This is a genomic window from Kitasatospora indigofera (assembly GCF_014655955.1).
Classification (GTDB): Bacteria; Actinomycetota; Actinomycetes; order Streptomycetales; family Streptomycetaceae; genus Kitasatospora; species Kitasatospora indigofera.
On record NZ_BNBO01000032.1, the window covers coordinates 88,074 to 102,299 of the forward strand.

At 74.5% G+C, this 14,226-nt stretch carries 13 protein-coding genes; 3 read left to right on the forward strand and 10 right to left on the reverse strand.

Annotated features, from left to right (window positions below):
• Positions 1-92: 92 nt before the first annotated feature.
• The 9 genes from IE329_RS24840 to IE329_RS24880 form a co-directional block, all read right to left on the reverse strand.
• Positions 93-1,490 carry a KamA family radical SAM protein gene (locus tag IE329_RS24840; protein ID WP_190213188.1) on the reverse strand — a complete coding sequence of 466 codons (1,398 nt, stop codon included), beginning with the start codon at positions 1,488-1,490 and terminating at the stop codon, positions 93-95.
• An 8-nt stretch (positions 1,491-1,498) separates the two neighbouring features.
• Positions 1,499-3,205 (reverse strand): class I adenylate-forming enzyme family protein, encoded by a 1,707-nt coding sequence (locus IE329_RS24845; protein WP_190213189.1) that lies wholly within the window; start codon positions 3,203-3,205, stop codon positions 1,499-1,501.
• A 332-nt stretch (positions 3,206-3,537) separates the two neighbouring features.
• Positions 3,538-4,905: a flavin monoamine oxidase family protein gene (locus tag IE329_RS24850; RefSeq protein ID WP_229927724.1), complete on the reverse strand. Its 1,368-nt coding sequence runs from the start codon at positions 4,903-4,905 to the stop codon at positions 3,538-3,540.
• Positions 4,902-5,183 (reverse strand): phosphopantetheine-binding protein, encoded by a 282-nt coding sequence (locus IE329_RS24855; RefSeq protein ID WP_190213190.1) that lies wholly within the window; start codon positions 5,181-5,183, stop codon positions 4,902-4,904. The genes IE329_RS24850 and IE329_RS24855 overlap by 4 nt, the downstream gene beginning before the upstream one ends.
• Positions 5,180-6,751: an amino acid adenylation domain-containing protein gene (locus IE329_RS24860; protein ID WP_229927729.1), complete on the reverse strand. Its 1,572-nt coding sequence runs from the start codon at positions 6,749-6,751 to the stop codon at positions 5,180-5,182. Before IE329_RS24860 ends, IE329_RS24855 begins: the two co-directional genes overlap by 4 nt.
• Before the next feature lie 619 nt (positions 6,752-7,370).
• Positions 7,371-7,976, reverse strand: coding sequence for a copper resistance CopC family protein (locus tag IE329_RS24865; protein ID WP_190213192.1), 606 nt, complete (start codon positions 7,974-7,976; stop codon positions 7,371-7,373).
• On the reverse strand, positions 7,973-8,563 hold the full coding sequence (locus IE329_RS24870) for an MFS transporter (RefSeq protein WP_190213193.1): 591 nt from the start codon (positions 8,561-8,563) through the stop codon (positions 7,973-7,975). The genes IE329_RS24865 and IE329_RS24870 overlap by 4 nt, the downstream gene beginning before the upstream one ends.
• Positions 8,564-8,918: 355 nt before the next feature.
• Positions 8,919-9,215, reverse strand: coding sequence for a DUF4193 domain-containing protein (locus IE329_RS24875; RefSeq protein WP_073925504.1), 297 nt, complete (start codon positions 9,213-9,215; stop codon positions 8,919-8,921).
• 459 nt (positions 9,216-9,674) lie between these two features.
• The gene (locus IE329_RS24880; RefSeq protein WP_190213194.1) at positions 9,675-10,433 is read right to left on the reverse strand and encodes a DeoR/GlpR family DNA-binding transcription regulator; all 759 of its coding nucleotides are present in this window, start codon (positions 10,431-10,433) and stop codon (positions 9,675-9,677) included.
• Positions 10,434-10,506: 73 nt separating this feature from the next.
• On the opposite strand from IE329_RS24880, the gene IE329_RS24885 reads away from it, so the two are divergent.
• A complete protein-coding gene (locus IE329_RS24885) occupies positions 10,507-11,802 on the forward strand; it encodes an MFS transporter (protein WP_190213195.1) in 1,296 nt (431 codons plus the stop codon).
• On the opposite strand, the gene IE329_RS24890 is transcribed toward IE329_RS24885, so the two are convergent.
• Entirely contained in the window at positions 11,774-12,130 is a 357-nt protein-coding gene (locus tag IE329_RS24890) for a hypothetical protein (protein ID WP_190213196.1), read from the reverse strand. The genes IE329_RS24885 and IE329_RS24890 overlap by 29 nt on opposite strands.
• A 314-nt stretch (positions 12,131-12,444) precedes the next feature.
• Between IE329_RS24890 and IE329_RS24895 the strand changes: the two genes are divergently transcribed.
• Both IE329_RS24895 and IE329_RS24900 read left to right on the forward strand, forming a co-directional pair.
• The gene (locus tag IE329_RS24895) at positions 12,445-13,449 is read left to right on the forward strand and encodes an aldo/keto reductase family protein (RefSeq protein ID WP_190213197.1); all 1,005 of its coding nucleotides are present in this window, start codon (positions 12,445-12,447) and stop codon (positions 13,447-13,449) included.
• 121 nt (positions 13,450-13,570) lie between these two features.
• A complete protein-coding gene (locus IE329_RS24900; protein ID WP_229927725.1) occupies positions 13,571-14,182 on the forward strand; it encodes a GNAT family N-acetyltransferase in 612 nt (203 codons plus the stop codon).
• Positions 14,183-14,226 lie beyond the last annotated feature (44 nt).

Genomic DNA, 14,226 nt, shown 5'->3' on the forward strand with positions numbered 1-14,226 from the left:
TCCTCACGGAGAAGCGTCACCGGGGTGCGTGCGGGGGAGGTGCGGATGCGGTCCGCGCCGGGTGCGGGTGCGGGTGCGGGTGCGGGCCCGGCTCAGGCCGGCGGGCCGTCGGACCGCTGCCCGGACCACCAGCGGCGGCCGGCCTCGGGCAGGGTGTCCACCGGGTCGTAGTACGGGTGCCGGCGGTCGAGCAGCGAGTCCGGCCCGGCGTCGCCCGCCTCACGGACGTCGAGGGCGGTGCGGTAGTTCTTGGTCCAGTAGGAGATGCCGCGTTCACGGTCGTACCCGACCGCCTGGTGCACCCAGCGCTTGCCCACCCGGGGTACGTCGCAGACGATCCGCGGGGTGGCGTGCCCGGGCAGGTAGCCCATGATCGCCTCCTGGAGCAGCTGGGCCTCGTGCACGGAGGTCCGCCAGTGCTCGGCGTTGGGGATCATGTCGCACAGGTAGAAGTAGTAGGGCAGGATGTTCGCCTCGTCCTGGAGGGCGAAGCAGAGGTCCAGCAGGGCCTCGGGGGTGGCGTTGACGCCGCGCATCAGCACGCCCTGGTTGCGGACGTCCCGGACCCCGGCGTCCAGCAGCGCCCGGGCCGCCTCGGCGACCAGCGGCGTCACCGACTGCGCGTGGTTGGCGTGGGTGTGCACGGCGAGGTTCACCGCCCGCCGGGCCGCCACCGCGGCCACCCGCCCCAGCCCCTCCACCACCCGGGGCTGCAGCCAGTGCTGCGGCAGGCCCACCACCGCCTTGCTGGCGAGCCGGATGTCGCGCACCGAGCCGAGGTCCAGCAGCCGCAGCAGGAAGGTCTCCAGCCGCGGCCACGGCACATTGGCCAGGTCGCCGCCGGAGACCACCACGTCGCGCACGGTGGGCGTGCGCTTCAGGTAGTCGAGCATCTGCTCCTGCCGGTCGCCCGGCCGGAGCGCCAGCCGGGCCTTGGTGACCTGCGGCGTGGAGTTGCCGACCAGGTCCATCCGGGTGCAGTGCCCGCAGTACTGCGGGCAGGTGGAGACCAACTCGGCCAGCACCTTGGTGGGGTAGCGATGGGTGAGCCCCTCCACCACCCACATCTCGGCCTCGTGCAGCGAGTCCCGCTCCGCCTTCGGATGGCTCGGCCACCGCGGGTGCCGGTCCGCGCGCACCGGCAGCATGTAGCGGCGGACGGGGTCGGCGAGGAACGCCTCGGTGAAGGCCCGTGGCTCGGCCGGGGCGGTCGGCGCCATGGTGTTGAGCATCTGCGGCGGCAGCAGCATCGACATGGTGGCGAACTGCGCCTGGTCGGCGCCGAGTTCCTGGTAGAACCGGTCGGTCAGCAGGTCGCCGACGACGGCCCGGAGCTGCCCGGGATTGCGGACGGAGTGCGCCCGCTGCCACTGGGCGTCCCGCCACTGCGCCGTGCTGACGTCGCGCCACCCCGGCAGCCGGCGCCAGTCCGGCTCGGTCAGCGGGGTCCGGACGTACTGGTACGGCTGCCGGATCACATGAGGGTCCATCACCGGTGCTACTGGCCGGTGAAGAGGGTGGCGAAGCGGGTCCGCAGCTCGCGCTTGAGCACCTTGCCGGTGGGCCCGAGCGGGAACTCCTCGGGTGTCCGGGCGATGCTGACCGCGGCGAGGGTGGCCAGACCGGCCCCGGCCAGCGCCTTGTTGGCGGCCTCCTGCACCTCCTCGGCCGCGAGCTGCGCCGCGTCGGCCTGCAACTGCACCACCGCGATGGGCCGTTGGCCCTCACCGGGCAGGCCGGGCACGCCGACCACCGAGCAGTCCCGGACCAGCTCGGCGCAGTCGGCCAGCAGCACCTCCTCGATCGGCAGGCTGTAGACCGGGCCGCTCACGGTGTCGATCACGTCCACCGTGCGGTCGAGGTGGTAGAACCGGCCCTCGGCGTCGCGCCGGGCCACGTCACCGGTGAGCCAGTGGCCGGCCAGTTCGAAGGTGGCGGTCAGCCGGGGGTTGTTCCAGTAGCCCGGGGTCAGCGAGGGGCTGACCACCGCGAGCAGCCCGACCGTGCCGTCCGGGACCTCGACGCCGTTCTCGTCCAGCACCGCGGCCCTGACCACCGCCTCGGTGGGTCTGCCGACGCAGCGGTCGTCCCGGGGGGTCTCCGGCGCGGTCACCTGGCCGAACAGCGCCATGCCCATCTCCGAGGAGCCCAGCCCGTCGATGAACTGCGAACCGGGCAGGGCGGCTTCGGCGGCCTGCTGGTGCGGGAGCAGCCAGGGCTTGATCAGGCCGGCGGGCCGCTCACCGAGCTGCACCAGACGGCGGACGTGCCCGTAGTGCGCGCTGTCGCCGGTGTTGAACCAGGAGTGCACCTTCGCCGCACCCTTGACCGGCAGCTCGCCGGTGGCCAGCTCGACGAAGGTCCGGGGGAAGGAGGCGACCATGGTGGGCCGGAAGGCCTCCATCACCGGCTCGACCACCGAGCGCCGCCAGTCGGACATCACCACGGTCGGCAGGCCGAGCAGCGCGGCGGTGAGGAAGTAGCTGAGGCCGCCGGCGTGGGTGTGCGGCATCAGCGACATCAGCCGGTCGTACGGCTCCGCCGGGAACCGCTCCATCCGCGGCTGCTTGCCGTCCCAGAACTGCCGGTGCGCCAGCATGGTGGACTTCGGCGTGCCGGTGGTGCCGGAGGAGTGGATCAGCCCGACCACGTCGTCCGCGGCGTGCCGGTACGGGTAGTCCTCGGGCAGTGGCGCCGAGCCGGCGTCGAAGGCCTGGATCTCGGCGGCCATCGCGATGAAGCGCGGGCGCTGCCTCGGGTCCTCGCGGTAGGCCGAGGCGAGCCGGGTGGGGTCGTCCGCGACGATGCCGACCACGCCCACGTGGTTGAGGTAGCGCACCATCACGTCGTGCCGCATGGCGTCGTTGACCAGCGCGGGGACGGCGCCGAGCGCGGTGAGCGCGAGGAAGTGCAGGACGGGCTCCAGGCCCTCGCCGACCACCACGCCGACCGGCTCGCCGGGGCGCACGCCGTTCGCCCGGTACCAGGTGGCGTAGCGGTCGCGCAGGGCGGCGAGGTCGAGCAGGCTGTGCCCGCGCAGGACCACGGCGCCGCGGTGGTCGGTGTGGTGGCTGTAGGCGAACGGCACGGCGCGGTTGGGGTTCACCGCGATGGCGTGGTCCAGGAAGTTGCCGGCGCCGAGGCTCGCCTCGGTCATCAGCTGCCGTCTGGCGGCGAGGGGCGCGACGGAACTCTGTTCGCTCATGGCGGTCTCCCAGGGATGCGGCGCCCGGCGCGAGTTCTTGTGGAACCGGCGCCGGGCCGACGGGTGGAAGCAGAACCAGCCCACGGTGGACTGGTGGTCCAGTGGTGAGGGTTGAGCCGTGCGGCCGTGCGGCCGTGCGGCGGTGCGGCGGTGCGGCGGTGCGGCGGTCGGGCCGGCGGGCGCGGGGGCGGTGCTCCGCGTTCGGGTCGCGCGGAGGCGTCACCGCACCACGCCCGGGGGCCCGGTCCGGGGTCGGGTCGGCGGTCGGTTGGTCGGTCGGTCGGGGTGGAAGGCCGGGCCGGAAGGTCGTCCGGTGGGCCGCCGGATGTGCCCTAGGTCCGGGCGAGGATCTCCGCGACCACCCGGTGGCCGGAGCGGATCGCGCCCTCCATCAGGCCGAAGAACTCGGTGCTGGTCTCGGTGCCGGCCCAGTGCACCCGCCGGTGCGGGGCGGTCAGCGTCGGGCCGTGCCGGAGCCAGTCGCCCGGCCCGAACAGGGCGGCGTAACAGCCTTGGCTGTACTCTTCGTTTACCCAGTCGGTGATGTGCAGGCCGACCGGTTCGGGGAGCATCGGGAACAGCCTGGCGGCCTGCTCGGCCGCGGCCGCGCGCTGCCGCTCCGGGGTGAGCGCCGCGAACCGGTGCGCCTCGGCCCCGGTGACGAAGCCGGTCAGCACACCCGCCCCGCCCTCGGCGGGGGAGTCGTCCACGGTGGAGAGCAACGGGCCCTCGGCGTTGACCGACCACCCGGACAGCCCGTGGTCGCGCCAGACCGGTGCGGGGTGCACCAGGTGCACCTTGACCGCGCAGCCGCGGGCGGTCCGCCCGCCGGCCCGGCGCACCGGCGGTGCGGGGTGCTGCTCGACGGCGTCGGCGGGCAGCGGGGGCAGGGCCAGCACCGCGACGTCCGCCCGGTGCTCGCCGCGCGCGGAGCGGACGGTGACGCCGTGGGCGTCCTGGTGGACCGCCAGGACGGGCTCGCCGAGCCGTACCCGGGTCCCGAGCCGGTCGGCCAGCCGTTCGCACACCTGGTGGGCGCCGCCGGCCACCCGGTCCTGCTGGGCGCCGCCCTCGAAGGCGTTGAGGTAGCGCAGGCCGCCGCCCGAGCGCAGGTAGAACGCCATGTGCAGGACGGAGACGTCGGCCGGGTCGGCCGCCATCATCTCGCCCAGGAAGAGCGGGAAGAAGAGCCGGGCGTCCGGGTGGGTCAGCTGCCGGTCGGCCCAGTCGGCCGCCGTCAGGGCGTCCAGGCGTTCGGCGTCCGGGGTCAGCCACGGCGCCTCGGGCACCACGGCGGCGGTGAGTTCGGCCAGTTGCTCGAAGAGGTCGCCGAGTGCCACGGCGTTGAGCGGCGGGAACCTGCCGTCCCGGGTGGCGTGGACGCCGCCGAGCGCGAACCGGCTGGCGCCGAGCATCGTGGTGGGCGTGGTCTTCAGGCCCAACTCGGCCAGCAGGGCGTGAAGGTGGGTGTGGCGGTCGCCCAGGTAGGCGGCGCCGGCGTCGACCCAGCTCCCGGGGGCGACCTGGAGGCCGTGGGTGCGGCCGCCGACCCGGTCGCGCGCCTCCAGCACGGTGACCTCGATGCCGTGGGCGGTCAGGCCGCTCGCGGCGGTCAGCCCGGCGAGTCCGGCCCCGACCACCACGGCACTGGCGACGGGTCTGCCGCCGGCCGGCCCGGGGGCGCTCTCCTGGGCGCTCACCGGGCGGCCGCGATCTTTCCGGCGAGTCCCCGGGGGGTGGGCGCGAGCAGGAAGTCCTCGAAGGACAGCTCCACGCCGTGGCCGCGGGCGATCGCGCTCAGCACCCGGGTGGCGATCAGCGAGTCGCCGCCGAGCAGGAAGAAGTCGGAGTCCACCCCGGCGGCCGGGTTCTCCAGCACGCGGCGGAAGACCGCCACCAGGGCCTCCGCGTCGGCGTCGGTCCCGAGGCTGTCGGGTGCGCCGTCGGAGCCGGCGGAGGTGGTGGTGTCAACGCTCATCGAAGGTCTCCTTTGACTTGCTCAGGGGGCGTGTGGCGGCGGTGCGATCCGGCGCGGTCGACCTTGCCGCTCGCGGTGAGGACCAGTTCGGGGACGACGGTGATCCGGCTGGGCACCAGATGGCCGGGCACCCGCCCCCGCAGGTAGGCCAGGACTTCGGTGTCCAGGGCCTCGGTTCGCGCGTGCGGGCGCGGCACCACGTAGGCGACCAGGGCGGACCGGCCGGCCAGTGTCGCGGCCACCACGGCCGCCGCCTGGATCCAGGGGTGGCCCGAGAGGTGCGCCTCGACCTCGCCGGGATCCACCCGGATGCCGCGGATCTTGACCTCGCCGTCGAGCCGGCCCCGGTGGGTGAGGACGCCGTCCGGCGAGCTGCTCACCCGGTCGCCGGTCCGGAACCAGCGCTCGCCGCCCAGCAGGGTGAACCGGTCGGCGGTGGCCTCCGGCAGCCCGAGGTAGCCCAGCGCCACGGCCGGTCCGCCGATGATCAACTCGCCCTGCTCGCTGATCCGTTGGACCACGTGCGGCAGGGCGCGGCCGATCGGCGCGTTGGTCCGCCCGTCCCATTCCCGGCCGGGGGAGGGGGCCCCGGGGCCGTGCAGGTCGACGGCGTGGGTGATCAGCGTCGTCTCGGTGCAGCCGTAGGTGTTGACCAGGCGGATCCGGCCGGTGTCCAGTGCGCTCCAGTCGGCCAGCCGGGCCGGGCTCGCCGCCTCGCCGCCGATCACCAGGAGCCGGACGCAGGCGGGCAGGCCCGGTCCCCCCTCGGCCAGGTGGAGCACCAGCTCGTGCCAGAAGGCGGTGGGCAGGTCCAGGACGGTGATCCGCTCGCGCTCGACCATGCGCAGGAAGCGGGGGAACGACCCGGAGTGCGCCTCGGCGTCGAGGACGAGGGCGGCGCCGGTGGTGAGCGCCGGCAGGATCTCCTCGAAGCAGGTGTCCCAGTTCAGCGAGGCGAACTGGAGGACGCGGTCCTCGGGCGTCAGGCCGAAGAGGCCGCGCAGCGAGTGCACGGTGGCGGAGACGGCCCGCCGGGGGGTGACCACCGGCTTCGGCCGCCCGGTGGAGCCGGAGGTGAAGAGAATGTACGCGGGATCCTCGGCGCCGGCCGCGGTGCGGCCGGGGGCCGGTAAGCGGGGGTTGTCCGGCGGCGCCGGCGGGCCGGCCCGGTGCGAAGGGGAATTGCCTGTCGGCGCCAATTCCGCCGGGTTCGCGGGGAGTTCCGCGAAGGGGCCTAACCCGACCGGGACCAGGCCGAGCCGGGTGGCCGGGCCGGAATCCGCGGCGAGCATTGTGCGGCAGCCGGCCGCCTTCACCATTGCCTGCTGCCGTTCGAACGGGAATGCCGGATCGACGGGACAGTAGGCACCCCCCGAGGCCAGGACGCCGAGCAGGCCGACGACCGTTTCCGGGGTGCGGGTGGCCGCTACGGCGACCACGCCGGGTCGGTCGCCCAGGCGGCCGGCCAGGGTGTTCGCCAGCTCGTGGAGCCGGCGGTAGCTCAGGACGCGCCCGTGGTGGACCAGTGCCGGGCGGTCCGGATGACGAATTACACTTTCCGTGAACACGTCAATCAAGTCGGAAGAGACCTCATGGATACCGTGAATCGTTGACATGCCCGCCCCAAGGTCATGCACGCGAGCGCCCGTCCGTGCTCGGAGAACCGGGACTCTACCTTCGAACATGCGTAGCCACAATGGTCGTTGAGGCCGTTGTCGCGAGAATGTGTGACCGGGTCGTGAACGCGACGGACCCACCGGCTGGGCCGGATCCGGGTCGGTCGAAAACGAACCGTGGCGGGAATTGCCCGCCGGTTCATGACGGCCGGCGGTCAAACCCCTCGGTCGCGCGCGCCCGCGCGGCGACGGCCGGATTCCCGGGCCCGATCCGGCCGGGACGCAGCGGCGGGCGCGGTGGCCGACGGGGAGGCGCGGCAGCGGTCCGGCCGGGACTCACCCGGGGCCGGCGGCACGACAGCCGCACGGCGGGCCCCGGCGCCCCTGAGGCGGGGTCGGGCGGCCCCGGCGCGCCCCGGGGCATGGTCGGGCGGGCGGCAGGATCCCGCCGGGGGCCCGGACGCCCGTGAGGCCCGCCGCGCCCCTGACGGGGGCACGGCGGGCCTCGGCGGTGGCGTGGCGGACCCGTCTCGCCGGCCCGCACGGTGGCGATCGAGCGGCCCGCGGGTGCTCAGCCGGTCCGTCGACGGGGGCGACGGACCATCAGCAGCACCGCGCCGACGACCAGTACGCCGTCCAGTACCAACAGGGCGCCGTTCCACGGTCCTTCGGCGTGCCCGTGGTCATGGGCGTCGCCCTCGTCCGCGCCTTCGGCGAGGTCCGAACTCGCCCCGACCAGCGGAACGGGCCCGACGGTGAAGCCGGTCCGGCCCGACACCTCGCGGCCGCCGCCCAGGCCGAGCCGGTAGACGACCAGGTACGTCCCCTCCCCGCCGGCCGAGACCGGCACGATCAACCGCTGCCCGTCCACCCGGGCCTGTCCCCGGTTGACCGAACCGCCGTCCGCCGAACTCACCTGCGCGAACACGGACTCCACCGTCAGCCGGCCGGAGAAGGTCAGCTGCACCTCGGACGGCGGCTGCGCGACGGCGCTGCCGTCCCCCGGGGTCACCCCGGTCAGCCGGACGGGGACGGCCGAACTGGCCCAGGCCAGCGCGGCCAGCACCACCACCAGCACGGCCAGCGCGCCGGCCATCCGCCGCTGGAACGACCGGGTGGACCCGGCCGGTGCGGGCACCGGGCCGGTGGTGGCGGGCCGGGTCTCGGTCACCGTCACGCGGGGGTCAGGGCGTGCGGCCGGCTGTGCGGGACGCGGCAGCTGCAGGTCATCAGCTCCGCCTCGGCGGGGCTCGGCCGCAGGTGCAGGTACATGGCGATGACCATCGGGATGAAGACGATCGTGTTGTAGAACAGGTGCAGTTCGACGCGGGGTGCCACCAGTTGCAGCACGCTGGTCGGCACCGGCTTGCCGAACAGGTTGTGGCCGGTCTGCGCCTGGGTGAGCAGCAGCAGGTGCTCGATGTGGTGCCAGAACTGGATGGCCAGGGCGATCGTCCACCAGGTGCGGCTGCGCCCGGTGAAGCCGCGGCGCAGCAGGAACAGCGCGATGATCATGACGAGGGCGTAGCCGTAGTGCATCCACTCGGAGGTGACCAGCCACGGGTAGGCCAGCCCCAGGACGCCCTTGGCCTTCTTGACGGGCCAGCCCATCGCCCAGATCTGGTAGGCCTGCGCCAGGTGCTCCGCCCAGTGCGCGAGGACGACGACCATGAAGGCGTTCAGTGCGGCGCGGTGGTTGGTGGAGTTCAAGCGGTCGAGCAGGCCGCTGGGGCGTTGCCCCACCGGCTTCGTGAGCGTGGCCATGAGGGCTCCCGACAGGGTGATTGCCAAATGACGGGACGCGCCCGGCCCGTCCTGCGGGGCGGGCGCTTCGTCGAGTTCGGCCAGTCTCCCGAGACCGGGTGGTGGGGACTTCTTCAGAATTGCCCTCGTGAGGCGCAATTTCACCACCCGTGCGCCGGGTGTCCGCCCCCGTGCGCCGGGGCGAGGATGCTCAATCGCGCCGGTGCACGCCCCTCCCGAAGGCTGCCGGGCGGCCCGCGACCGAAAGGTCAGGGGCGGGCCGCCGGCTGGCGTCGGGCAGGCCGGCCTCACCCGGGCCGGCCTCGGAGCCGCGGTCGCCGCGCGTCCGGGGACGGCGGCGTGCGCGGCGGTCGGGTCAGTCGCAGTCGAGGCAGATCGGCTGGCCGTTCTTCTCGCGCGCGAGCCTGCTCCGGTGCTGGACCAGGAAGCAGCTCGAACAGGTGAACTCGTCCGCCAGCTTGGGCTGGACGCGGACGGTGAGCTCCTCGCCGGACAGGTCGGCGCCGGGCAGTTCGAGCCCCTCGGCGGCCTCGAACTCGTCCACGTCGACGCTGGAGGTCGACTTCTCGGTGCGCCGGGCCTTCAGCTCCTCGATGCTGTCCTGCGACTCATCGTCCTCGCCCTTGCGCGGAGCGTCGTAGTCGGTTGCCACATCTAATCCTTATCTCGTCGTGCTGGCGGAGTCCGGCGCGTGCGAAATGCCGGCCCTCCGCGGCCCACAGGTGTTCCGGTGAACACCGAACGTTACATCGACGCACGGGCACGACCACGAGACGCCCCGGTGCCTGCCGGAGCGCGGTCATGTGCATCAGTGCCGGCACCCCTCCACGGGGAGGGGGCGGGGACGCCGACGGCGGTCGCGTTTCATGCATGCGCCGACGGTCGAGGTGAACGCTCCCGGTGCCCAGGACATTCCGCGCGGAGGCGGGAATCGTACGGCCGGGCGGAGGGGGCGGCTGCACGGGGATGCGGCGGTCCGTCGGCCGGGAGGCCCCGGGGGCGCGTGCGCCGCCCGGCACCGCTCCTGGCCGTCCACGCCGCCCTTCCGGCCCTGAGCGCGCTGCGCCCCTGCGGGCCCTCGGCCCCTTCGCCCCGCGCCCCTTCCGTGGGCTCACACCCTCCGTACGCTCACACCCGCGGCGGCCAGCGCCTCCGCCTCCTCCGCCGGGACGTCCAGGCCGGTGACCACGGCGTCCAGGGCGGTGACCGGCGCGACGAAGGCGAGCGCCGTCCGGGAGAACTTGGCCGCGTCGGCGACGGCCACGATGCGGCGGGAGGAGGCGATCGCGGCCCGCTTGACCGCCGCGTCGGCCAGGTCGAAGGCGGTCAGCCCGTCGGCCGCGGACAGCCCGCAGCAGCCGATCACGGCGGTGTCGAACCGCAGCGCGGCCAGCGAGGCCTCGGTGAGCGGGCCGGTCAGCGCCAGCTCGCCCGGGCGCGGCTCACCGCCCGGCAGCAGCAGCCTCAGCTGCGGCGCCCCGGTGAGCGCGTTGGCGGCGTGCAGGGAGAGGGGGACGACGGTGAGGCGGCGGTGCGCCAGCGCGCGGGCCACCTCCAGGCAGGTGGTGCCGCTGTCGAGGACGACCGACTCGCCGTCGGCGATCAGCCCGGCGACCTCGGCGGCGATCCGCCGCTTGGCCTCGGTGCCCTCCTCGGCCCGCAGGGTGAACGGGGGCTCCTCCCCGCGCAGCAGCAGGTTCCTGGCCCCGCCCCGGTACCGCTCCAGGACGCCCTGGGCGGCCAGGCTCTCCAGGTCGCGGCGGACTGTCATCTCGGAGGCGCCGGTGAGGGCGGCGAGTTCGGCGACGCTCAGCTGTCCGGCCTCGCGGACGGCTTCGGTGATCTGCCGCAGTCGGTCTGTGCTTGCCATGGTCCTATTGAACACAATTGCTGATCGATAGTCCATCTTACGAACATGCAGAATGTTTGTTATGTTCGGCGGCATGAGCAGCACGACAAGATCGCTACGCGCCGCCAGGCTGTCCACCTTCGGCTTCTTCGCCCTCAACGGGTTCCTCATGGGCATCTGGGTGGTGCACATCCCCGCGGTGGAGGCCCGGGCCGGCGTCAGCCACGCCGTGCTCGGCTGGCTCCTGCTGCTGCTGGGCGGCGGGGCCTTCGCCGGGATGCGCGCGACCGGCCCGCTCACCGACCGGTTCGGCGCCCGCACGGTCGTCCCGGCGACCGCGGCCCTCTGCAGCGCCGCTCTGGTCCTGCCGGGCCTGGCCACCGGCCCCCTCGCGCTGGCCGCCGCCCTGCTGGTGTTCGGCTTCGGCATCGGCTGCCTGGACGTCAGCATGAACACCCATGCCGTGCAGGTCGAGCACGGCTACCGGCGGCCCGTCATGTCGGCCTTCCACGCCGTCTACTCGGTCGGTGGCGTGCTCGCCGCACTGGCCGGCGCCCGCACCCTCAGCTGGGGCTGGAGCCCGGCCGCGACCCTGGCCGGCGTCAGCCTGCTCGGCCTCCTCGCGGCCGCGCTCGCCGCCCCCGCCCTGCTGCCGCCCGACCCCGCTCCGGCCCGGGACGGCGGCGACGGCGGCCCGGGGCACCCGGCGGCCGGGGCACGGCGCCGGACGCCCTCGCGGATCTGGGCGCTGGCCGCCCTCGCCCTGATGCTGATGCTCAGCGAGGGCGTCGCCAACGACTGGAGCGTGCTGGCCCTGCGCGACGTGCTCGGCGCGCCCGCCGCCACCGCCGCCTTCGCCTACGGCGCCTTCTCCACCGCGATGACGCTCGGGCGCCTGGCCGGCGACCGGGTGGCCGGCCGCTTCGGCCCGGTCGCCGTCGTCCGGTACGGATCCGCGGTGGCCGCCGTCGGCCTGACCACGGCCGCCCTGGCCGGCTCCGTCCCGCTCGCGCTGGCCGGCTGGACGCTGTTCGGGATCGGCCTGTCCGGCGGTGTCCCGCAGCTCTTCAGCGCGGCCGGCCACGCCGACCGCGACCACGCCGGGGCCAACGTCTCGCGGGTGGCGGGCCTGGGCTACCTCGGCATGCTCGCCGGGCCCGCCGTGATCGGGCCGCTGACCCGGGTCATGCCGCTCAACCTGGCGTTCTTCCTGCCGGTGGCCCTCTGCGTGACGGCGGCCTGCGCCGCCTCCCTGCTGCGCCCCGGGCCGGGCGCGCCCGGGCGGGACGTCCACCGGGTGGTGCCGGGGGAGGCCGCCGCCGACGGCGTCCAGGCAGCCGTGCCGGGCGCCGGCCGCCCGGCTACCGGCTCGGTTCCGGAGCGGCGGTGACGGTCACCGTCGCCGCCGGAGCGGGCTGCGGGGTGGGGATCGAACCGTTGACCCAGCCCAGCAGCTTCACCACGGTGAGGCCGCCGATGACGGCTATCACGGCGATCCCGAGCCAGAGGGCGTTGCGCAGCGAGTCCCGGTTGGCGGCCCGTGCCTGCAGCGTCCGGGCGTCCACCAGGGGCACCGCCGAGGAATCCTGGACCACGACCGCGCGCGGCCGGGCCGGGCTCGTCTGCTGGGCCTTCGCGAGCTGCCGCATCAGGTCGGCGCAGTTGTCGGGAACGCCGTGGACCGGGCAGGGACTGGCGGGGGCGGCGGGCAGGGGCACGATCGGTCGTCCTTAGGCAGAGGGGCGGGCCGGCTTCTGGCGGTGCGTCACTTACGGTGGATCCACGGTAGATCAAAAGCGGCGACGGCCACGGCGGTACGACCGGTTCGGCCGGCGGACGTCGCCCCCTCCGACGGTGCCACCACCGGGCCGTCCGGTTCAAGGGCGCCGGGCCGCCGGTCCCGGCGTCCGGTCCGGGGGCCGGGTGGGCGGTCCACGCCGGTCCCGGCGTCCGGCGGCCGATTCCCGGTTCCCGTCGGCGGCGCCGGCGGGCATGATCGGATCCGACACCCGTACCGAAAGGGATGTACCTCATGGAGTTCCGCCACCTCGGCCGCAGCGGTCTGATCATCAGTGAGATCGCCTACGGCAACTGGCTCACCCACGGCTCCCAGGTCGAGGAGGACGCGGCCGCCGCCTGCATCCGCGCCGCCCTCGACGCGGGGATCACCACCTTCGACACCGCCGACGTCTACGCCGAGACCCGCGCCGAGGCCGTCCTCGGCCGGGCCCTCAAGGGCGAGCGCCGCGAGGGCCTGGAGATCCTCACCAAGGTCTACTGGCCGACCGGCCCGGGGCGCAACGACCGGGGCCTGGGCCGCAAGCACGTCATGGAGTCGATCGAGGGCTCGCTGCGCCGCCTGCAGACCGACTACGTCGACGTCTACCAGGCCCACCGCTTCGACACCAGCACCCCGCTGGAGGAGACCATGGAGGCCTTCGCCGACGTGGTCCGCTCCGGGAAGGCGCTGTACATCGGCGTCTCCGAGTGGACGGCCGAGCAGATCCGGGCCGGCCACGCGCTGGCCCGCGAACTGCGGGTGCCCTTCATCTCCAGCCAGCCGCAGTACAGCGCGCTGTGGCGGGTGATCGAGGCCGAGGTGGTGCCGACCTGCGAGGAGCTCGGGATCGGCCAGATCGTCTGGTCCCCGATCGCCCAGGGCGTGCTCACCGGCAAGTACCTGCCCGGCGCCGAGCCGCCGGCCGGCTCCCGCGCCACCGACTCCAAGGGCGGCGCGAACTTCGTCGCCCGCTGGCTGCGCCCGGACGTCCTGGAGGCCGTCCAGCTGCTCCGCCCGCTCGCCGAGCAGGCGGGGCTGAGCCTGGCCCAGCTGGCCGTCGCCTGGGTGCTGCAGAACCGGAACGTCTCTGCCGCGATCATCGGCGCCTCCCGGCCCGAGCAGGTGGCGGAGAACGTGAAGGCGGCCGGCGTGACCCTGGACGAGGGCCTGCTGAAGGCGATCGACGAGATCCTCGCCCCGGTGGCCGAGACCGACCCGGCGCGGACCGCCGAGAACGCCCCGAAGAGCCGCCCCTGACCGACCGGCCGGGCGGGCCGCCGCCCGCCCGGCCGCACCGGTCCCCACCGCTGGCCCCGCGCCCGCCCTGCACCCGTCCTGCCGGGGAACGGGCAGGTCAGGACGGGGCTAGGGTGGACGGGTGACCACCGAACACTTGCCCGCACCCGTGCGGGTCGCCGGGCCCGCGGACCTCGACGCGCTCGTCGCCACCATGACGACCGCGTTCTTCCAGGACCCGCTCTGGGGGCCGGTCTTCCCCGACGCCGCCCGGCGGGCCGAGCAGGCCGGCGCGATGTGGCGGCTCTTCCTGGCCTCGTCCCTGCGCTACCCGTGGACCCTCGTCACCGAGCGGGTGGAGTCCGCGGCCGTCTGGATCCCGCCGGGCGGCTTCGAGCTGACCCACGAGGAGGAGGAGACCCTGGAGCGCATGCTGCTGGACAGCGTGGGCCGTCCGGGTGCCGACGAGATCCTGCGGATCTTCGAGCAGCTCGACGCGGCCCGGCCCGACGAGCCGCACCACTACCTCACCCTGCTGGGCACCCATGACGACCACCGGGGCAAGGGCCTGGGGATGGGCCTGCTGGCGGAGAGCCTTGGCCGGATCGACGCCCTGGGCTCGCCCGCCTACCTGGAGTCGTCCAACCCCGCGAACGACGCCCGGTACCAGCGGGCCGGTTTCGTGGCCCGGGACCGGATCACCGTGCCCTCCGGCCATCTGGTCACCACCATGTGGCGTCCGGCCCGCGGCTGACGAGGAACGGCCCGGGGCCCCGCCTGCCCGGTGACGGGCAGGCG